This is a genomic window from Flavihumibacter cheonanensis (assembly GCF_022352215.1).
Classification (GTDB): Bacteria; Bacteroidota; Bacteroidia; order Chitinophagales; family Chitinophagaceae; genus Flavihumibacter; species Flavihumibacter cheonanensis.
In genome coordinates, this window is sequence record NZ_JAKRWF010000002.1 from 151,407 (window position 1) to 173,131 (window position 21,725).

12 protein-coding genes are annotated in these 21,725 nt (G+C 45.5%); 3 read left to right on the forward strand and 9 right to left on the reverse strand.

The genetic code is table 11. From position 1 onward, the window contains the following. Positions 1-7 precede the first annotated feature (7 nt). The 7 genes from MD536_RS09950 to MD536_RS09980 all read right to left on the reverse strand — a co-directional run bounded on the left by MD536_RS09950 (position 8) and on the right by MD536_RS09980 (position 11,285). Entirely contained in the window at positions 8-1,951 is a 1,944-nt protein-coding gene (locus MD536_RS09950; protein WP_239598491.1) for a family 20 glycosylhydrolase, read from the reverse strand. Continuing rightward, positions 1,951-3,462, reverse strand: a complete 1,512-nt coding sequence (locus MD536_RS09955) for a sialate O-acetylesterase (RefSeq protein ID WP_239598493.1) — start codon at positions 3,460-3,462, stop codon at positions 1,951-1,953. Before MD536_RS09955 ends, MD536_RS09950 begins: the two co-directional genes overlap by 1 nt. A 34-nt stretch (positions 3,463-3,496) precedes the next feature. Further along, entirely contained in the window at positions 3,497-5,482 is a 1,986-nt protein-coding gene (locus MD536_RS09960) for an FAD-dependent oxidoreductase (protein WP_239598495.1), read from the reverse strand. Positions 5,483-5,580: 98 nt separating this feature from the next. After that, on the reverse strand, positions 5,581-6,639 hold the full coding sequence (locus MD536_RS09965) for an aminotransferase class I/II-fold pyridoxal phosphate-dependent enzyme (protein WP_239598500.1): 1,059 nt from the start codon (positions 6,637-6,639) through the stop codon (positions 5,581-5,583). A gap of 14 nt (positions 6,640-6,653) precedes the next feature. Beyond that, complete coding sequence (locus MD536_RS09970; protein ID WP_239598502.1) at positions 6,654-7,277, reverse strand: hypothetical protein; 624 nt, start codon at positions 7,275-7,277, stop codon at positions 6,654-6,656. A 111-nt stretch (positions 7,278-7,388) separates the two neighbouring features. After that, positions 7,389-8,945, reverse strand: a complete 1,557-nt coding sequence (locus tag MD536_RS09975) for an amidohydrolase family protein (protein ID WP_239598504.1) — start codon at positions 8,943-8,945, stop codon at positions 7,389-7,391. A 12-nt stretch (positions 8,946-8,957) separates the two neighbouring features. After that, on the reverse strand, positions 8,958-11,285 hold the full coding sequence (locus MD536_RS09980) for a glycosyl hydrolase family 95 catalytic domain-containing protein (protein ID WP_239598506.1): 2,328 nt from the start codon (positions 11,283-11,285) through the stop codon (positions 8,958-8,960). Between the two features lie 222 nt (positions 11,286-11,507). Between MD536_RS09980 and MD536_RS09985 the strand changes: the two genes are divergently transcribed. Together MD536_RS09985 and MD536_RS09990 are read left to right on the forward strand one after the other, a co-directional pair. Continuing rightward, positions 11,508-12,782 (forward strand): Gfo/Idh/MocA family oxidoreductase, encoded by a 1,275-nt coding sequence (locus MD536_RS09985; RefSeq protein WP_239598508.1) that lies wholly within the window; start codon positions 11,508-11,510, stop codon positions 12,780-12,782. Between the two features lie 23 nt (positions 12,783-12,805). Beyond that, complete coding sequence (locus MD536_RS09990) at positions 12,806-16,249, forward strand: DUF1080 domain-containing protein (protein ID WP_239598509.1); 3,444 nt, start codon at positions 12,806-12,808, stop codon at positions 16,247-16,249. Positions 16,250-16,280: 31 nt separating this feature from the next. Here the strand turns inward: MD536_RS09990 and MD536_RS09995 are convergent, their stop codons facing one another. Continuing rightward, positions 16,281-18,719 (reverse strand): TonB-dependent receptor, encoded by a 2,439-nt coding sequence (locus MD536_RS09995; RefSeq protein WP_239598511.1) that lies wholly within the window; start codon positions 18,717-18,719, stop codon positions 16,281-16,283. 111 nt (positions 18,720-18,830) lie between these two features. Between MD536_RS09995 and MD536_RS10000 the strand changes: the two genes are divergently transcribed. Continuing rightward, complete coding sequence (locus MD536_RS10000) at positions 18,831-19,772, forward strand: hypothetical protein (RefSeq protein ID WP_239598512.1); 942 nt, start codon at positions 18,831-18,833, stop codon at positions 19,770-19,772. 4 nt (positions 19,773-19,776) lie between these two features. Here the strand turns inward: MD536_RS10000 and MD536_RS10005 are convergent, their stop codons facing one another. Continuing rightward, positions 19,777-21,714 (reverse strand): TonB-dependent receptor plug domain-containing protein, encoded by a 1,938-nt coding sequence (locus MD536_RS10005; RefSeq protein ID WP_239598514.1) that lies wholly within the window; start codon positions 21,712-21,714, stop codon positions 19,777-19,779. Positions 21,715-21,725 lie beyond the last annotated feature (11 nt).

The window sequence follows — 21,725 nt, forward strand, 5'->3', positions numbered from 1 at the left end:
CAAGATACTAATCCACCGGCAGAAAACTAAACATCCACTTCACCGGGTTTTGCCAATCACTGCCTTTAAAAGATCCAACTGGTGCTTTAATCAGCACTTCGTTCCAGCCCTTTTTGAAATAGAGCCGGGTAGGTGTGCGGTAATAATAATCTTCGTCTTCAAGTGGCGTTTCAAGACTGATCGTTTTACCTGAACGCTTCCATTCGGGGGCAGGCACCAAATCGCCATTGAACCAGAGGACAGAACTACGCTCATCCCACTGTCCGAGGTCAGGTGTTCTTGTGATCATGGAACGTGAAAAATTATTAAACCCGATCCAGCAATTTCGCCATCCTTCCACTTCTGAAAAAATGCGGGTTCTTGCATACCAGGTGGTATTTTCTTTCGGATCCGGAATATGTCCCGTTATAGCAGGAGCCCACCAGTGCCGCAATACAATGGATGCTCCAATTGCGTTCAGAGCAGGCTGGGGTTCTTTTGAAAAAAATCCGGCAAGTTCCGGATCGAATACTTGCTTCAGATTTCCATTATTTGAAAAAGGGCCGAATAAACTCCATTCCAGTTTGGACTGGGCGAAATAGGGAAAGGGCTCATTACGGAAATAGGCCTTTTTATGTTTCATCAATCTTCCCTCAAATTCTATGAACTGATTGGCTTCGTTAGTGTTTTTTTCACCAATCACTGCAGTCCATTTTAGTATACCTCCACCTCTCCAGCTACGTTCTGCGAAAGCCAACATGGATGGATATACGCCGTTTATGAGCAGGTGATAATTTTCATTAATGAGTCGCCGGTCATTCCAGACACAGATAATACCTCCGAGCATGGAAGCGTCTGCTTTTGTACGATCACCTATCTGACGATGGAACAGCGTAACTACAGCTTCATGTGGGTCCATATGATTGAGATACAGGTGGCGGGAATCTATATACCGGATGCCGGGTATTATTGGAGCTTCTGACATCCACAGCTGGTGAATGGTGGTATTGGCCAGGTTGCCACCAGGGCTCCAGCCCAGGCTTTCAATCCCCAAGGAATCCAGCAATCGGGTCATTACCGGCAGAAAACCGGGGTTGGTAATTGTTACTTCATCGCCGCCGATATGAATGTACTTTATGGGTAGGGTGGTAGCCACAGTACGCAGGATTTCCTGCACGTATTGAGTGCCTTTTTCGCTTTGCATGGATACACCTATTGCACGTTCAAAAGCGGCACTATGCCCCGGCATATCAATTTCAAGAACGAACCGGATATACCGTTCTTCACAATACCGGATCAGTTCTTTCATTTCTGAAATGGAATAGTACATTCCGGGATCCCTAAGCATGGTAGAATCTGCTGTTAAAGCAGGAAAACCAGGTACTTCAAGGCGCCATGCAATGTCTTCTGTAACATGAAAATGGAAGGTATTGAGTTTGTACACTGCCATCCGGTCGATCTGTCTTTTCAGCAGTTCCATTGTCTGATAGTTGCGGCCGACATCCACCATATAACCCCGCCAGCGGTAAGCGGGCTGATCTGTTATTTCAGCGGTCTGAAACTGTTGTGGTGTTTCTAGTAGTTGTTTCAATGTTTGCAATCCCCTATAAATACCGGTATCAGAGAGGGCTTTGAGTTCTATTTTTTTAGCATCTGCTTTTAGATAATAACCTTCATTGGAAGAGATCTTTTCAAGCCTGGGGGATATAATCAGCTCAATCAAAACAGCCGGTGCATTACTGGTGTTGATCCTGGCAATAATCCCTTTCGAATTCAGAAAATCCTGTAATTCATGCACAGCATAGGAGAGTTTATTATCCCGATACCGTATTGAAACACCCTTTTGTAAAGTTCCTTTTTCCTGTTTCCAGTTTACCGTTACAGGCAATGGAATCAATGCGGTTTCCTGTGCCCGCAAACGAACCAGGCTAGTAACCACAAAAATCAGATTACATAAAACAAAACGTATCATTACTGCGCAAGTTTAAAAGTAAAAGTGGAAGCGGGCATTCCTTCTGAATTCACCAGGTTACCAATTGAGTATGGCTGCCAGCCGTAGTAAACTGTAACTGGGCGATGCTGGAATGGTAGTACTACTTTTTTTCGTTTAAGGATCGCTGCTACATTAGTTGTTCCGTCAAAGGAAAATCCCCTGATCGGCTGATCATCACTGGTTGTTAATCCCTTTCCGCTGTATGAAAAATACAGTTCCAACCGGTTGGATTTCAGTTTTGCATTTTTAAAAAGTGGGCCGGATGGAGATTGTTGTCTATCGCAATAATAATAATGCAATGCCCAATTGGCAAGCCGGTAGCCTACACTGCGTTTATTCCTTGGATGGACATCGGTTGCATGACCGATATCACTGCTAACTGCCATACCGCTGTAAGGGATCGAATCCAGTTGCTCCCTCTGAATATTCCGGAATGCAGGCCAATAGGCCGACTGGTATTTCAGCGTATCAATGGATGACAACTGAACCCAATAAAAGGGTAGTCGGGAGTCTTTCCAAGCAGCTCTGTAATCCTTTACCATCAGGGTTAACAGGGACCCATATTCGAAAACCCGCGCTGGCTCAAGGGAATTACTTTCACCCTGATATAGCAATATACCGGCAATGGGTAAGCGTGAAAACTGCGGAATTGCAGCCGCATAGGCAAAACCTGGTTTATAGGCATGATTCGGGCCTTCTCCTGTTTTGGTTTGGGATGTTGGTAAATGTCCGATGTTTTGCAACCCTCTTTCGCGGATCCAGGTTGGTAAATAAGAATTGTACAACCAGTTGCCATCTAGTTTTTTTTGAAATACAGGATGCGTAACCATTGCATCCTGACTTATAAATGTTTCAAGCGGGGCGCCACCAATTGCCAGGTTAATGATTCCTATTGGTATACCTGTTTGCTGCGTTACCCGCTTGGCAAAATAATAGGCAACAGCAGACATAGGTTGCACGGTTTCACTAGTGCAGGGCTCCCAGGTTCCGGAATAGAATGTTCCACTTTGTAATTGGTCGGTCAGGGAATCAGCATAGGGTTCTCCATAAATGTATTTCCCGATAAAGCGCGTATTGTATAGCCGGATGAACGGCTGATTGGCATCCGGCGTTTCTTTTTTGGCAAACTCCTCTCTTGAGAATGCCCATTCCATATTAGATTGCCCGGTGCAAATCCAGACATCACCAACGAGTATATTGATTAAGCGAACGCTATCCTTCCCAGCCTTTATAAACATGGTGGTGGCTTTGCTGTTTGCTGGCATGGAAGGCAAATCCACTTTCCAGCTGGAATCCTGCTGTACAGTGGTTGTTCCCTTAAACCCATTAAACTGAAGCTTCAACTGCAGTCCCGGAACAGCCTTTCCCCATATAGAGAATGGTTTTGACCGCTGAATAACCATATGGTTTGCAAAACAATCCGCCAGCTGAAGCTGCCCGAAAACCGATCCGCTCAACAACAATCCAACACTGAGAATGAAAAATTTCATTCCTAAATATATGCATTATGTAATACATATTAATCTAAAAAGAGGGTTTCACCAATACCGCATCAGCAATGATTACCCCTTGTTCACCGGCTGAACCAATGGATATCCGGGCATTTTTACCCAATTGAAAGGTTCCAATCAATTTCCACCCGCCGGAGGTTTGACCACTTACCTGCATTTGCTCCCGGTCAAGTATTACCAGGTGTTCTTTTTGTTCGTCCTGAACCTTCACCTGGTAACGGGATGCCAGGTTGGGGTATCTCGGCATTACATAGACATAAACTGAATACTCACCTGCGATTTTGATGGCGGGTTGGAAAACAACCTGATCAGTAGAAGTCGGCTGCTCTGCCAGCAGGTAATCAGGACCATAGCCATGCCGCATTTTTTTCCAGTTACCGTTTATCGCAACAGCAGTAATATCTGCATTATCCAGAATAATTTCAGGAGTGGATCCATCTGCAAGCGGATTGTTTTTTAATTCCAGTTGCAATTTTTTCACATCAATATCCTGCACTGCCTTTTTTTGATCAATGGCGAGGCTGGCTGCCACAGCGCTTGATTGTCCGAGTACCATAAACACTGGTTCCATCCGGATAGAACCATAGGCAATATGACTGGCACTCAAACAGATCGGCACCAGGAGGTTGGTACATTCCGATTTTTTGGGAATCAGCGAACGATAGCTGATCGGATAGGGGCCAAAACCTCCCACCTGCACATCTCCTTCATTCTTTACCATGCCATTGATTATGAGTCGCTGTGTGTTGTGAGAGTCCATCGTATAGGCCGCCATACCTACGCCATCCGTTACCACTTCTTTACCTTCGCAGTTTGCCTGCGTCATCACGTATTCACCTACCATCCGACGCGCTTCGCGTACATAGAGTTGTGGCGACCAATGACCGCTTTCCACATATTCATCTTTGGGATAACCCCAGGTAAGCATTTCTTGCCGGATGGATTCAGGTACACGCGGATCATTCCCAATGAAATAGAGCAAACCCTTGGTGTAGTCGATATGTTTCTGAATGATCGATCTTCTTTGTTCAAAACTCGCCTCCGGATAGTCATAATTCTCTCCAATCATATCGGTTGAAAAAGGACCATTGTTGTTGATATCGGTTTTCTGGTTGGGCATAAGATCCATCTTGAGAATCTGCCGAAGCGTTTTCGGTTGTCCATGATTGAGATAACGAAGTAATAATTCGTATCGGTGGGGGTGATAATCAACCGGCTTATCGATGGGCAGTCTATTTGCGGGATTATTCGTGAGACAGATTCTGAAATTATAGGCTTGAACTTTTTTATCTCCGGAACCGATGGGCTGCAGTGGCTCCGCACTAATACCCCATAACAAGCCACTGGAAGGATCACCCGGTGTTTTATAGGGATCAATCCCATCCGGAAACTGGTGGTATTTTTCAACCTGCACTCCATTATATGTTTCACCGTACTGGCTATTGGCTTCGCGACCAATGGTATAGGATACGCCTGCTTTGGCTAGCAGATCGCCTTCATAACTACAATCGAGGTAAACTTTGGCTTTCACCTTCTGTATACGAGTTGATTGATCGAAGGGATGCCGAACGGAGATTTCTGAAATCGCTCCTTTATCTTTGGTAAGACTGATCAATCCTCTTTCATACCATACCTCCACTTTTGCTTTAGCGATATACTCCTTAAAAAGCGATTCCGCAACGCCCGGTTCAAATATCCAGGACTCAAAAGTTCCATAGTGTTTTCCCAGTCGTCTGTAATAATCCAGCGCCAATCCACTTATGGCAAATTTATTGCCGATATCAGTAAAGCCAAGGCCTCCGCTTGTAAGACCACCCAATCGCTTCCCGGGTTCAATGAGCAAAACTGTTTTCCCCATTTTTTTTGCCGTATACGCTGCCATCACACCAGCAGAACTTCCGCCATAAATGCAGATATCTACTTCTTTTACAGTTTGTGCAGTTACCTGAATAGAAAACAATACGCATAACAGCGTAAAAAACAGAGAAGATTGTTTCATAGCTATAAGTTACATGTTTTAAGAACAGGTGCACTATGTAAATTTCTCCAGGTCTTATCAAATTTTCACTATCCTGTCCAGACAATTAAGATCATTTCTCAGATATACAGTTTTTCAAGCAAATAATTTATATCCTCTTCTGTATGGCGACTACTCACTATGATCCGGGTGATCTTATCATCATCCGGACCGGGATACGCAAAACTGCTGATCAGTATTTGATGCTCATATAGGTTGGCAGCTAGCTGATTATTATTGCTAAAAATTACCGGGTAATTTGGGATATAACGTAGAGTAGTAAGCGAAAATAAACCTTGCTGAAGTTGATGGATATTTCGGAATAGGGCAACTCTTTCCATCTCATAAAATTCTTGAGCATGAAGGTAAGCATGCAGGAAGGCAGGAGCCATAGGGGATGCAGCTGTAAAAAAAGGCGATGAACGTAAAGCCGACAGCTGGTTGGAATTCGCAAGAATTACCCCTCCTGACATACCCATTGCTTTCGCTAAGGAAGAAACGATGATGATATCAATGGAAGGGTTCTCTGGCAGAAATCCGGAGACTCCTTCACCCGATTCTCCCAGGATTCCTAATCCATGGGAATCATCGATGATAACTGTAATTTTTTTGTTTATTGGTAGCTGACTAATCCAGGAAAAATCATACGATTTTACCTTCAACGGATCAATCGAATTGGTAAGGATTACAACATTTTCATCAGGAACCTGCAGCAACAGTTCTGGCAGTTCGGTTATCCAGTTATGGTAGTCGCCGGTTTTCCCATCCGCCTGCTTTCTAAATAAAGCGGGATGACAATCCGGGGCATATAGAAATACCGCTTTTTCTTCAAAATACCGAATCACCAGTTGAGCAGACATAAAGCCGGAAGAAACAGTCAGTGCCGCCTCCGCTTTAAAACGCTTGGCCATGGCAGTCTCAGCCTCCTCATACACCGGGATGGTGAAATTTCCAGACCTGGAACTGCCATAATTAGACCCATAGATCCGCATTCCTTCTTCAATCAACCGGGAAAACTCCGGATTCGCATTCATACCCAGGTAGGCTGTTCCACTGAAAAACAAAAATGGTTTTCCATTGAGGTTTACAATCCGGTCGGGTTTGCTTCCATTCGGAAGTATATTACGGAAGTGGTTCACCCTGTAAATTTATGTTATTGATTAACCAACTGCAGTTCACGTTCGAGCTGATCAGCCATACGCTGACTTAGAATGGTAATGTTTTTTTCATAATTACTGAAATACTCGGCGATATCCTGCTGTTTAACAGTTGGTTTTACCCGTACCATATAATCGGGCATGGATTCGCTTAACGTACCTGAACTGATTTCCACGCCATTCTCCAGCAACTGGTAACGTACCTCCAGCGTTTTATCAATGGAACCAATCGTTATTTTATCCCAGGCAACTGCTAAACCAATGAATATCATATGCCCTTCATCCAGTACCTGAAACTGCTGCGGTATTTTTTCAATGGATAGCTTCAACTGTTTATTACCCAAATTTTTGCTCAGTTTTTTGGCAGCATATTTATGGATTGAATTTGAATAGACCGTTATTGCATGTTCCGGGTTAAGGGTACAGGTCATCGCATAATGAAATTCAATGTATACAATCAAAGGCAGCCAATTGTAGGTTTTGCCGGTTGTTACGGATTGGGGACCTGCAATAGAAAGCGGTGAACTGATGATAATATTTTCAACCGGTTTTACTTTTTTTGGCGGAGGCGTTGTTTCGTAATGTTTGGTTACAAATTTGTCAATTCTTTTAGAATTCAAACAGCTGGAAAGGCCCAAGAGACAAAATAAAAAGAAACATAAGGGAAAGATCCGATTCCGAATTTTCATACAGACTAAGGTTTATAAAAAGATTACAATAATAGGAAATAGTCACATCCATTTCCGCAAAAACCTTACTGCATTCTCATAAAACAATCCTTCTACCAGCCCATCCAGATCCACTTCGGATTTGGAAATACCCGCCTGCTCCCAAATTTTTTTTCCCCGTTTCAACCGGTGATGGATTTCAGTCCGGAAAGCAGGTAATTCCGTTGCGTTATTGCAACAATCAATTGGATTGATAAGACCATCAAAATCGGATCCAATACAAATTTGCCGGATGGCTTTATCCAACGGAAAACGCGCCTGCTTTGCAACTCTCAGAAAATGTATCAGTTGATTCAGAAAATAAGAATAATGTACTTCATTCGTTACAGGCTCCTGTTCCAGCACCTCATCACCTGTTAATGCCGAATCAGGATCTTTTATAATGGATACATCCGCAGGATCCGCAAACGGATGAAAAAATTCAGCCGCTTCCGCTTCCGAAATATATTCCAGATCTGTTGGTAATATATTCCATTGGTACCCGATGTTATCAGCAGGAAACCCAAGAATCCGCTGGTCCAGGGATAATCCGATCAGTCCTACAGATCGTAAAATGTCCACTATTTCTTCATCGTATAAATTAATACTACTGTGATTAAAAGCCGACTGTGCCAGGTGCCCTCTTCTCTTGACATGTCTGATTTCCCATACACCCTGCCGCCGTACCGGTTTTTCATACAACTGTGCAGACCGGTTTCGCATACTCACTCCTGCAAAACCTGCATGCGTGCAAAGCAATGGATAAGCCTGAAATTCTGTTTTATGCAATTGAATAAGCTGCTTTCGGGAAACAAAACTTAGATGCTTAAGGTCAGGCAAAATATTTCTACTATACAGTTCCTTAATAATCCGGGTACCCGAATCCGTTATACCAGCCCCCTTCGGATAAAACAATGCATCCTCTATAAATTGGATCCCAAAAGCATGATTGCAAAACGGGACCGACTGCATATGCGCCAGGTTGATGGCCACAATTCTTGTCTGATACCTGTTCTGAAAGTCGTCCATGTTTCGGTAAAAAGCCTGCTCCGCATCCGGCGATTCCGGGTCATCCATAAAACAATGGATACCCTCCACCAGGCATATACCGTGAATAACATTAGTAGCTGATTGATCGTACTCAGTCATGGAATTAATAAACCGGAAACGCGACTTGCCATCCGGACTCACAGCATTTTTCAGCAATGAATCCATATTCTTACATAACCAGGAATAATACGAAGGGGATTGAAGAATCAATTTTAAAGTAGCAGGATCCAACAATTTGATCTTTCCTTTACTGGCCACTTTCCTGGATAACACTCCTTCCGCAATGTTTTTTTCTATTGCGTACAACACAATACCTGCCAGGTTAATGCCTGCTTTTTGAAGCTGCGTTAGATTTGCCTGGGAATTCAACGCATGATTAAACAAAGCATTAATGCCGATTTGAGTTTCCTGTCCGAATAGTTTCCCGATGGAAAGTTTTGCTTCTTTCTTACTCCAGGGAGTCAATGCAGCCGAAGCCGGAGATAATAATTCTTTGAGTGATGGGTGAATATGAAAATCAAATAGCGGCATCCTGTTTGAAAGTTACGGAATAGTTCCATTCCTGGATAGTTCAACCAGCCCACCAACTTCAGCTTTCAGGGTTAGCCAGCCATTCTTACTCAAATCCGTTTCGCAGGACTTCTGTTGTCGGATTGTCCAGGATCCTTCTCCCAGCCAAACCCGTATTTCACCACCTTTTTCAGAACGGATAAGTACCCGCTTAGCCTTACCGTCTTCAGAGCTGGCATCCACCAGGAAAGCACCCTGGGTTCGGAAGTTTTTAAAGCTGCAATTTGACCAGTCGGCAGGGATTGCAGGAAACAAATTGATATATCCTGCATGACTCTGCAATAACATTTCCTGTAACCCGGATGCATAAGCGAAATTTCCTTCCAGTGTAAACGGCCGGTAAGTAAAACTTGAATATCCTTTACCTGTCTGATCGCCATTTAAATGAAAGCTGTTCACAGAACAAAAAGCGCTGGCAAAAACATCCAGTGCCTTCCTTGCACCTTCCCCATCCCTTGCCCAGGCTTTCAGGTTTGCCAGCCAGGCATAGGAATAGCCGCACCATTGAGATGGTCCAACACGATCCAGTTCAGCAATTGTTTGACGAATGATTGCCTGTGAAGTTTCACCATCTTCCCATTTGAACAATCCCAATGGCTGAATCGCCATCAAATGCGAAAAATGCCGGTGACTCTGGTTATAGGGCATAGTAGGGGCAAACATCAATGCTTTATCAGCGGTAAGAGCGTAATCCGGAAAGCTTGCAAGCACCTGAGCCCATTTTTCCGCCTCAGCCTGCAGCCCCAATGCCTTTGCCATTTCTGATGCTGTCTGTAAAGCATATTTCATTAAGGCCAGATCGTAGTTGGTAGTTTGCCGGAACCAGGCAGCCAGGGAATTGTCATTAATCTCCGGACTAGAGCTGATTGGCAGGTGTCGGTCACCGCGTTCGTTTATAACTGTTATATTTCGAATAAACCGGGCCACTTCCCTGGCCCATGGATAGGCGCGTTCACGCAGAAATGCAGTGTCCATCGAATATTTCCATTGCAGATAATAATGCTGCGCCAACCAGGCACTAACGGTTGGGGATAAGCTATATTGAATCCAGCCTCCCATTTCGGTTCCGTTCAGGGTGGTTACGCCGGGTACAGCCAAACCATCCACACCAAAATAAAGTCGGGTATATCGTTCGTAGTTGGGTTTATTCTCATCCAGGTGATTAAGATATCCCATTGCCTCCTCCAGGTGATTGGCCGTATAGGAAGGCCAGTAACTCAATTGGGTATTCAAATCGTGGTGATAATCACCCTTCCATGGTGGAATACGGCCATTGTCTGCTGTCCAAACCGCCTGCAGCGAAATCGGGGGAGTATTTTCACGGGCCGCCGATCCGAATTTATACTGTTCCAGGTACCATTGTTTTTCTATAACAGGGTCGGGTACACGAAGTGACGACTTCGACCAGAAGGTTTTCCACCAGCCAAGATGCGCCTGACGTGCTCTTGAGTATCCTGCATTCAAAAGTGAATCAGCAATCTGCTGTGGTGATTTACGCGCCAGTAGGGATGTTTTGTTACCGCTTTGCTTCAATGGAAAAGATTCAATGGTATAGACTCCTTCCAGCTTACGTTTACCACGCTGTTTCCATTTAACATAAACCCGATAGCGAAAGCCGCCCCATCCTTCCTGCTCATACAGCATGCTATTTGCGGTTCGGGTAATCACACCCTGTTTATACCCCAATCGGGATAGATCATCACCTCCAACCGGATCACCTGTGTTGGTAACAGCACCCTGGTAACGAGGTGCGAGCAACTCGGGAATCATTTCAGGCCCAACTCCCTCTAACCGAAAAAACCCAATCGGTAAACTGGCATGCACAAGGGTCTGAAGAAGGGCACCGGATTGCCATTGCACCTTACACTCAGCATTCTTAATGTCCAGTTCAACCGAATTTACCTTACCCAACTTTTGAATTTCAAATTCAAGCGCTGCCCCCGGAATTTTTGTGGGCGCAGGCTCACGGTCATAAGGATGATCAAAATAACGCTGAACAGGTGCGTAATCCTGCTGAATCACCTGCCCAAACACCCAGTTATAGGAAAACTCCGGACGATGCAATCCTTTCATGGGTCGTTGATCCCAAAGGTCTGCCCGGTCAAGGGAGAAGCGTAACCTACCTTCTTTCTGCCAGATTAGTGCACCCAGCAATCCATTCCCAAGTGGAATTCCTTCATCCCAGCGTCCAGCCAGGGAATCGAAGCGCAGGTTATGTGCCGGCAACGGTTGTGCAACACTGTCCATTCCGATACAGGAAAGTCCAACCGAAATAATTCCAGCAACCAGTATCTTCCGCATTTTCATGTTTTTTGATTTTCCTCCCTTCCCCATCTTCCTTTCCTCCATCCTCCCTTCCTCCCTCTTCCTTTCCTCCAATTTATCCCCGTATCCGGTTCCAGGTTTCCTGATTTTTACCCTTTTAGACGCCACTCTTGTTAAAGCCTGCTTTTCATATCTGATTCACCGAACAGTCAGACCTCTAAAAACCGTAACTTAATCCCGCAAAATCATTCCAGCATTATGTCAAGCCAACAGAGAAACTCCCGGCGACGTTTCCTTCGAAACGCAGTCGGAACGATTGCCGCATTTACAATTGTTCCCCGGCATGTATTAGGTAGAGGTTATTTAGCTCCCAGTGACACCCTGACAAAAGGGGTGATTGGCGTAGGCGCCATGGGACGCGGGCATTTTGAATATGCCGGCACACGCACCGTTGCCATTTGTGATGTTGATACCCGTCATATCCAACTGGCCCTTCAGGCACTCGGAGGTGGAAACGGAGTAAAAACCTTCCGCGATTACCGGGAACTTATCAATTTGCCAGAAGTAGATATTGTTCATATAGCAACACCCCCACACTGGCATGGTATCATGGCCGCAGATGCTGCCAAAGCAGGAAAAGATATCTGGTGTGAAAAACCCATGACCCGCACTATTGGCGAAGGCAAACGGGTAGTAGAAGCGGTTCAGCAACATGGCCGCATCTTCCGGCTCAATACCTGGTTCCGGTTCAGTGATAATTTCTATGGTATGAATACCACCGTGAAGCCCATTAAAAAACTCGTGGATTCCGGCCTGCTTGGTTGGCCCCTGAAGGTGACCGTTAGTAGACATACCGGGTTCGACTGGAAATTTTATTGGGTGGGTAAAACCGATCTGCCCGTTGAACCTGTTCCGCAGGAACTGGATTATGAAATGTGGCTCGGTCCTGCCCCTTATAAGCCCTACAGCACACACCGGGTACATACCACTTTCCGGGGTTACTGGGATTACGATGGCGGCGGACTTGGTGATATGGGCCAGCATTATCTTGACCCGATTCAATATTTCCTGGGCAAAGACAATGATTCACCGGTTCATGTGGCAGTAGATGCTCCGCAACAACACGATGATGCCGTAGGCACCTGGCGCAAAATAACCTATACCTACGAAGATGGCTGCCAGATTATTCTGGATGGCGATGGCAGCATGACAGATGCTGCCTACATCGAAGGACCAAAGGGTAAACTTTACAAAGGTTTTCAGTGTACCATCCCCGATATCGAACGTAAACTGGCAGAATTTCCTGACCCCGCACCGGTGGTCACCGATTTCGTAGAAGCCGTTAAAGGCAGGAAAAAATTTGCTTTGAACGAACAGAATGGTCACCGCTCCTGTACCATTGTGAATATCGGGAAGATCGCCCTGCAATTGGGTCGCTCCCTGCATTTCGACCCGGTACAACAAGTCTTTATCAACGATGAAGGAGCAAACCGCTTGATGAATCCGCCAATGCGCGGCCCCTGGTCTATCTAATTCAATTAACCGACAAACAAATTATGAAACCAACATATCTTTCTCTTATCCTGGCGGGTGCGCTGGCTGTTACCTCCCATAACAGCTTTGCCCAAACCGATGAGAACCGAACCATACCAACCAAGATCGCAGATCTGCTGGCCAAAACACCTGCAGCCGATTCAACCGACCTGATCAATAACGCCATGGCTGTTGCCGACCTGGGCGAAAAAGGTCTGATAGAACTAATCAAACAACTTGAAGGTGGCGGCGATAAAAGCCGCCAGCATTTTGCCATCTCCGGCTTCAGTTTTTATGCTACACAAACAGGAAAAGAAGCCTGGCGTTCTATGGCTACTAACGCTTACGGACAAGTGCTCTCACAGGTAACTGATCCGGTTGTTCAGCAATTTTTATTGGCACAACTGGAGCAGGTTGGGAAAAACGATGCTATCTTATATGTGCAACCCTTTCTCTCCAAAGACCGCTTATCAGATGCCGCGAGCCGTGTATTGGCAACCATAAACACCAAGGAATCACTATCATCCTTACACGAAGCGCTGAAATCAGCTGAAGGAAACAGTAAACTCTACCTGGTTCAGTCACTCGGATATGCAAAGTATCAACCTGCCACGGCCGATATTCTTGCTATCGCCAAATCAGCAGATGGTCCATTGAAAAATGCTGCTTATTATGCACTTGCATCCATCGGATCACCTGCCGCGGAAAACATGCTGGCAGCTGCAGCAAAACAGGCTGGATACCGTTTCGATAATAGTGAGGCAACCGCTGCCTACCTGGAATTACTTGGACAACAGACAGCTAATAAAGCTGCCACGGTAAAAAAAGCAGGCAGCCTCATGAATAGCCTGACCAAACCAGAACAGACTGCTACCCGAATCGCATTGCTCAAGCTGATCAGTAACCTCCAGGGAGAAGCAGCTATCCCTTTACTACAGGGCGCTTTAAAGGATAAAAATGCCGCCTATCGCCAGTCGGCTCTCCAATTTGCTGCTCCTTATATTACCAGGGAATCTGCTCCAGCCTGGATAAAAGCAGCAGGCAGTCTGAATCCTGCAGCAAAAACAGAGCTGGTTAACCTGCTGGCCTCTAAAAACATCGAAGCAGCTGCACCAATGGCGCTTCAATTACTGGATTCAAAAGATCCGGCAATTCGTTCATCCGTGATGAATGCCGCCGTTCAACTGGCCGGTTCCAAAGCACTGCCTGTTTTAGGGAACCTCCTTAAATCTTCCAATTTGCAGGAAGCAATGGGTATTCAAAAAGCCCTTTTGCTGGGGGAACGAGCTTCCACTATTGAAATTGCATCCGCCGCACTTGCAAATAGCGGAACAGAAGGAAAAATTGCCAGCATCAATGTGCTGGGAGAACGTGCCGCTGCTTCACAGGTGCCAATGGTTTTGCCTTACCTGAGCAGTTCCGATAAACAATTGAAAGAAGCAGCTGCTCAGGCGCTTTCAAAAATGGTTATCCCGGATCAACTCGAAAGCCTGTTCCCCTTATTGGCGAATGGCCCTTCTGATCAGGACCTTAAAAACCGTCAGGATATTGTGATCAGCGCATTGAAGGGAATCAAAAATCCAACCCTTCAAACCAACCAGCTATTGAATGTATACCGCTCTCTGCCAGCCAATAAGCAGTCCAACTATTACCGGGTAATGGCTTCTCTTGGTGGCAAAGCATTTGAACAGGAGGTGCTTGGCGGATTTAATGCGGCCAGTGCTGAGTCACGCATAAAAATGGCGGATGCTCTCGGCGGATGGAAAGATGGCGAAGCGCTTGCTTCCGTTTTCCGCCTGGCCAATTCAGAACAAACGCCGGAACTTAGCAAATCATTGATTGCAGCATTTATACAGCAATTACGCAGCAGTAATCAACCCGCTGAAAACAAATACTTGATGATCCGCGACCTCCTGCCCAAAGCGGATAATAAACAAAAGGCAGCACTTATCAGCCAATTGGGGAATATCAGCACCTATCCGGCACTGTTATATACAGCCAGTTTCATGGACGATCCCTCCCTGAAAAACGCTGCAGCCAATGCAGTGATGAATGCCTGCCTGAATAACGGTCAGTTGAAAGGCGCGCAGGTTCATCAGATGCTGGAGAAAGCTATCGCCACTGTTTCCGGCAATGAAAGCGATTACCTGAAAGCTGCCGTAAGAAAACATCTCGCCAGCTTGCCCAAAGAAGGTGATTTCGCCCCCCTTTTCAATGGGCGCGATCTTACTGGATGGAAAGGATTGGTTGGAAATCCTATCAGTCGCGCTCAAATGGATGTTATCACCCTTGCTCGTGAGCAGGACAAAGCCAATGCAAAAATGCGGGAAGGCTGGTCAGTAAAAGACGGGTTGCTGGTATTTAACGGTCATGGAGATAATCTATGTACTGATAAAAAATACCGCGACTTTGAACTATTCGTCGACTGGAAGATTACCAAAGATGGCGATGCCGGGATTTACCTGCGTGGTACTCCACAGGTTCAGATCTGGGATACTGCCCGCAGAGATGTAGGTGCACAGGTAGGATCAGGAGGACTTTACAATAACCAAAAAAACCCAAGTAAGCCAACTCAAGTGGCTGACAATGCAATAGGAGATTGGAACCAGTTCCGCATCCTCATGGAAGGCGATATGGTTACCGTTTATCTCAACGGCAAACTGGTGGTTGACAAAGTTCCCCTGGAAAATTACTGGGATCGCAATCTGCCCCTGTTCCGCGAAGAGCAGATCGAATTACAGGCACATGGAACCTATGTTGCCTATCGTGATGTACTTATCCGGGAAATTAAAACTCCAGAGCCTTTTGAGCTCAGTGAAGCTGAGAAAGCGGAAGGATTTAAAGTACTGTTCGATGGTACCAGCCTGCACGAATGGGTTGGTAACAAATCCGCCTACATTATTGAAGATGGTAATATTGCCGTATACCCGAAAAGAGGCGGACATGGCAACCTCTTCACCAAAGATGAGTACGGCGATTTTGTTTTCCGTTTCGAATTTAAATTAACCCCTGGTGCCAACAACGGGGTAGGCGTACGTGCTCCACTTGAAGGAGACGCCGCTTATGAAGGAATGGAAATTCAGATCCTGGATAATGATGCTGATATCTATAAAAATCTGCAGGTTTACCAGTACCATGGTTCTGTATACGGTGTATTAGCTGCCAAACGCGGTTACCTGAAACCTGTAGGTGAATGGAACCAGCAGGAAATCGAACTGATCGGCAATAAAATCAAAGTGACCCTGAACGGTACCGTTATTACGGAAGGTGATCTTGCCGCAGCTTCTGCCAATGGCACAGTAGATAAGCGGGAGCATCCTGGTCTAAAACGCACAACAGGGCATATCGGTTTTCTCGGACATGGAGATACACTGTTCTTCCGGAATATCCGTGTCAAAGATTTGAGTAAAAAAGAAGAGCCAGCCAAGCCATCGAAAAAGAAAGCAAGAAAAAAGAAACGCAACTAAAAAAAGAGCCGGCTAACCACCGGCTCTTTTTTTATCCACTTACCCGATCCGCTTCATCCACTTTATTTGTGCGGCGGGGTGTTGTTTTAGTTTGCTTGCCGAATCGCCAGGTGAAGGCCAGATTAATTACACGTGTATCGCGCTGAAGGCGAAAATACTCAGTAGCCTGGTTGAAAATGGTAAACCCTTCCATATCCTGTGTATAGAAAATATCACGTGCCGTTAGTTTCAGACTTCCCTTCTTCTTTAGTACCTGTTTAGAAATACCCACTCCAACTTGCCCGGTTGGCTCCACCACTTCCTGTATATCGGCCTGGCTGCGACTGATCCAGAACCCCGAAGCTTCCATTGCCCAACCCTTGCCGAGTTTAAACTGGTTATTGATTGAAATGCTTATTTGTGTAATGCTTGCTTCCAATGGCTTCCAGACAAACCCTTTTAACTTCTTATGTTGAAGATCAGCTTGTGAACTGAAATTCCAGAATGGCAACAATTGCTCACTGAATGAAACTGAAAGGCCCAGAATTTTTCTTCTTCCCAGATTTCCTTCTGAATAATAAAACGTACCAGTGCTATCAGATAAAAAGATTTGTGAAAAATAATCACGGGTATCACTATACGAAACACTTGTACTCAACAGGTTTTTATAGCGATGTGATAATTCAACTGTATAGGTGAACTGCGGTTTCATCAACGGGTTCCCTTTCTGATACGTGTATTTGTTTATGATGAATACAAACGGATTTAGTTGCTGATAAGGAGGCCGGTCAATCCGTTTATTCATGGTTAAACTGAGTTCATTAAGTGAATCAAGCTCTACACTGGCCTGCAGACTGGGAAACAAACTTCCATATTGATTGGAAAAAGCAGAATCTTTAATAACCGCATTGCCTAACTGATGTGCATCAAAAGAAGTATGTTCATATCGGAGCCCTACCTGGTACCACCAGCGATTGATCTTTCGCTCCAGGCTTGCGTAAGCAGCACGTATCTGTTCATCATAAAGGAATTGATTGCTTTTGCCAAGATCCTCTTCCCAGCCACCGCCCTGATTGATGGTGTAAGCAGCTTTGTTATTAGTGGAAGTAGCTGCCCATTTTACTCCAGTTTCCAATTTGTATTGTTTGGGAAGTTGTAACTGGTGATCCGCTTTAAAGGATAGGATCCTAATCTTGCTGGGTAATTCTCCCAGGAAGGATTCCATGTAAGAATTGTTATCACTCCGGATGTTCTGAAAACCCTGGCTGCCTTTGATCTGGTAACCCAGCCAGTCGAGATCCGCGGTAAGTTCCTGTTTGGCGGAAAACTGATGACGGAGGTTTAGGTTAATTGAAGCATTTTTCCAATCCGTACTATTGGAATTGCGGGTACGGATCAGTGAATCCGGCAGGTTGTTGGCGGATTTCCAGCTCGCTTCACCCCTGCCCGTACCGTTTCGGTCGATTTGTGTTCCTGCCAATGCAATACCAAGCGATGTTTTTTTATTCAGGGTATAATCCATGCCGGTTCTAAGCGTATGGTTCTTTGCGGTCGACTGGATAAAAGTTGGTTGTTCCAGGGTTGACAGTAGCGTTTTATCATCATCCGCATAATAGCTGCGGAATGCGTACATATCCAGCAGATTCTGATTAATGGTCATGCTGTAATTAGTATACAGATTGACTTTTCCACTGTAGTAATTGAGCGAAAGGGCATTATTCGATTTTGGATAAATCCCCTGTGCACCCGACAAACTGAGGTTGCCGTTGAAACCGCGCTGCCGGTTTTTCTTCAATCTGATATTGATGATTCCACCATTTCCTGCCGCATCGTATCGGGCAGGCGGATTGTCGATAAGCTCAATCGTTTCAATGTCATTACTACTCATTCCCTGCAGCAGAGCGTTCAATTCGGCCCCTGTCAGATAGCTGGGTTTATTATCAATCATTACCAGTACCTGGTCGCGGCCTTTTAAACTGATATTTCCATCCTTATCGAGTGTAATGCCGGGCGAACGTTCAAGTACTTCCAATGCAGTAGTACCTGCATTGTTGATACTCGCATCTACACGGATCACGGTACGGTCAGAAAGAAACTGAACCGGAGGTTTTTTAGCAGTAACAGTTACGGTGCTTAATTGTGTGGAAGCATGCAGTATTATAGTAAGTATCTGTGGAGTAGTGTTTGTGTTATTGGCAGAAATGATAAGATCCTGGCAGGCGGGTTCATAGTCAACGCGACTAACACAAAGCAGGTAATCTCCCGGTTTAAGATCCGGAAGGGCAAGATTACCGGTGGAATCGCTGACCGTACTGAACACCCTGCCGGAATCAGCCTTTTGCAGAATACGAACACTGACAAAATCGAGAGGTTCCTTCTTTTCATTGAAAACAGTTACCTGGATAGGGGGATAGTCATAGACCATAGTCCCGGCTTGCAAAAACAATGAAAAAGTCAAAAAGAAAATGGTTAGCAATGATCCCGGTCTCATATACTATCAAAATTATCTGCTCCTTTCATTGCCAGCAGGAAAATTGGAAGAGCGGTAATATACCTGACTCCCGGAAAATTTCGTTATAAGGGTAACCAATGAGTCTGTACCATGATAAGATTAGTACTCTCCTGCATTCTTTTCAACCTGGTTTTCATGGCCTGCAGCTCCCGTAAAACGGTCACTACAAGTACTTCCATGGAACCACAGTATTCCGTGCAAACCCTTGAATTGCAGGACACTGCATCTTTATCCATGGTGGAGCAACCCCAGACCGAAAATGGCAGTTTTGTTTTAAAGCCGGGATTGTATACCGCGGAGTTTAAATCCTATTGTTTGCAGCCCGGCACACCCGATCCAACACCCCGTGATGCCTACTTCCAGGCTCCCCTGAATCATCCCCGCAAAGAAATTATCGAGACCATTTTAAAAAATTCACAAACCGCTAACGATCTAGATCAGAGGAATATTCAGCTTTTGTTATGGGGTGTGGTTAGCAGAACCGAATTCAGCAAACTTCCTACACCCGTTCAATACACCGGTCGAAGATTACTAAATTCCAAACAGCTCTTTGAACTGAATGGCGGCGTAATGGGGATCGTAAAAACGGTTGCTGCAGTTATGCCCTCAGGTGGAACACTGGGAGACATTCAGAACATTTTCAATACGGGTGTGAATTCGTATGAGGCGTATGAGCGCATTGCAGTACCCCGCACACTTTCGCAGATGCACAATCCTGAATTCAAACTGAACCAATGGTATCAACATACAGAAGGATATTATGTCCGCTATTATCCGGATGGGTATAAAAAAACTACCATACAGGTATATGTTCCTGAAACTACCCAGGATGGAGAAAATTTGATCAATTTTATCTTATTTGACCCAACCAGCATTTCTATTGTTCCGGCCAATACCAACGCACAACGACTTGGAATTGGTGCGCCGGTCGTGATTGACATTATCCGGACCGTAATCAAAGTGATTGATCTGGATAAGCCAACCAGACCTGCAAAAAAAGAAGCTCCCAAGCAACATCCAAAAGATGCTTAGTGGATCAGAGTCTGAAACTGAGTCCACCCATTACCCAACGGCCAGGCATAACCGAACCTAATAAATCCTGGTAGGAGACATCCGTTAGATTATCTACCTGGATGAATACACGAAGTTTCTGTTGCCATACTGCTGCCTGCAGTTTGGCGTTTAGCAGGAAATAATCCTGGTTTAACGCCGCACCAATTGCAGGAGCCTCCTGTGCCAGCCGGTATTTATACAAGGCACCCAGGCTCATGGAAAATCTTCCTACCCGGTATTGTGCATTCATATTCATTAGCCAGCGCGCATGCGAAGACAAATAAAGAGAAGGGGTGGATTCATTGCTCCGGGATTCAATCCAGGTTAGTCCGGCGTTTACCCAGAGTTCCTGGTGTTCACTAAACCGTTGCTGAAATTGTCCATCCAATTCCACCCCTTTGGTATTCACACGGGCAATATTTTTAGCCAATGCATAGGAACCGGTGGGGGATAAATTTTCCTTGCGTGGCATCTCCGCATAGGGCGTATTTGTCCAGTCAATCAACTGTTCATGAAAGCGCTGGAAATAAGTAGCTGCCAGTTTGAAGCGACTGTTGAAAAAATAATCTGCACCCAGCTCATAACTCCAGGATCGTTCCGGATTCAGACCCGGATTACCAATCCGCCCGCCTGTAACCAGGGCGCGGTTGTAATTATTAAAGCGTTCGGTAAAGTCAGCATCACGAATTGTTTTGCCCCCACTTCCCCGCAATTGCCAGTTCCCGCTGTGATAAGAAATATTTAATTGCGGAATAAGTTCCGCATCTGAGCGCTCATTCCATTCTAGTCGAAGTGCCGGACTCACAGTCCATTTATCCCCTAACTGCTGATTCAACACAACAAATGCTCCACTCTGTAAAACCGTATGATTACCCCTGTCATTGGAAGCAATTTTTTTACTGATAAACTGCCAGCCGACCGTTAGTTCTGTCTTTTCCGTAAAACGGATCTCGTCCCGAACCTGTGCCTGCACGAGCTCGCTCACACTTCGGTTTGCCACCGAACTATTATTAAACGCGAATTGATCCACCAGGTGTTTGTAACCCAGGTCCAGCACCAGGCGATCCCGCTTACCCACACGCTGCGCCTGCACCTGTGACCACCAGCTTTTGATTTTTTCAGTTGCCGTATCCGATGCAAAAGTGGTATAGAAGTTTTGCGCACCAAAATCACGATGGTCAAAAGCTGCTCTGGCGCTAATTTTCCACTGGTCATTCAACCACTGACTGGCCGATACGGATACCGTATTATTGTGAAAGAATCCTCTTGTTCCTCTTTGCGGTTGTCCATCTGCGTTATTCGATAACAATCCCGCACTGAAAGCCGTACGGCCCTTTCGCAAAAATGCCCCCGCCTGCACCGATCCATACCGATATTCTCCAATGGCAGCCTGTGCCTGTATGGCAAGCGTGTCTGCTCCATCCGCCTTGCTTGCATAGGTTTTTGTGATGATATGAATAACTCCTCCCACCGCTTCAGCTCCATAAATGGCGGAGCCTGCTCCTTTTAAAATCTCAATTCGATCGATTTCCGCCGGGGCCAGGGGGATATAACCGGAAAAATGCCCGGTATTGGGATCATTCAAGCGAACCCCATCCAGTAATACCAGCACTTGTTGAAAACTTCCGCCTCTTAGTACGATATCACCCTGGCTGCCTGCGGGTCCGCGCATCTGCATTTCTATGCCGGGCAAAAAACGTAACAATTCATCAACGGATTGAACCGGCAATTCCAGGAAGCGATCCCCTTTTATTACAAATACATTCCTGCCGGTACGAGAAGTCTGAATAGGGTTTACGGAAGCGGTTACTGTTACCGGATCTAGATCCGACTGTTTATTCTGACCATAACTTTCTGAAAATAAACCGGTTGCTAATGTGAATAAGCCTGTCGCTTTAATGAATATGTTCCTGGAAACCATTGCTTTATTTC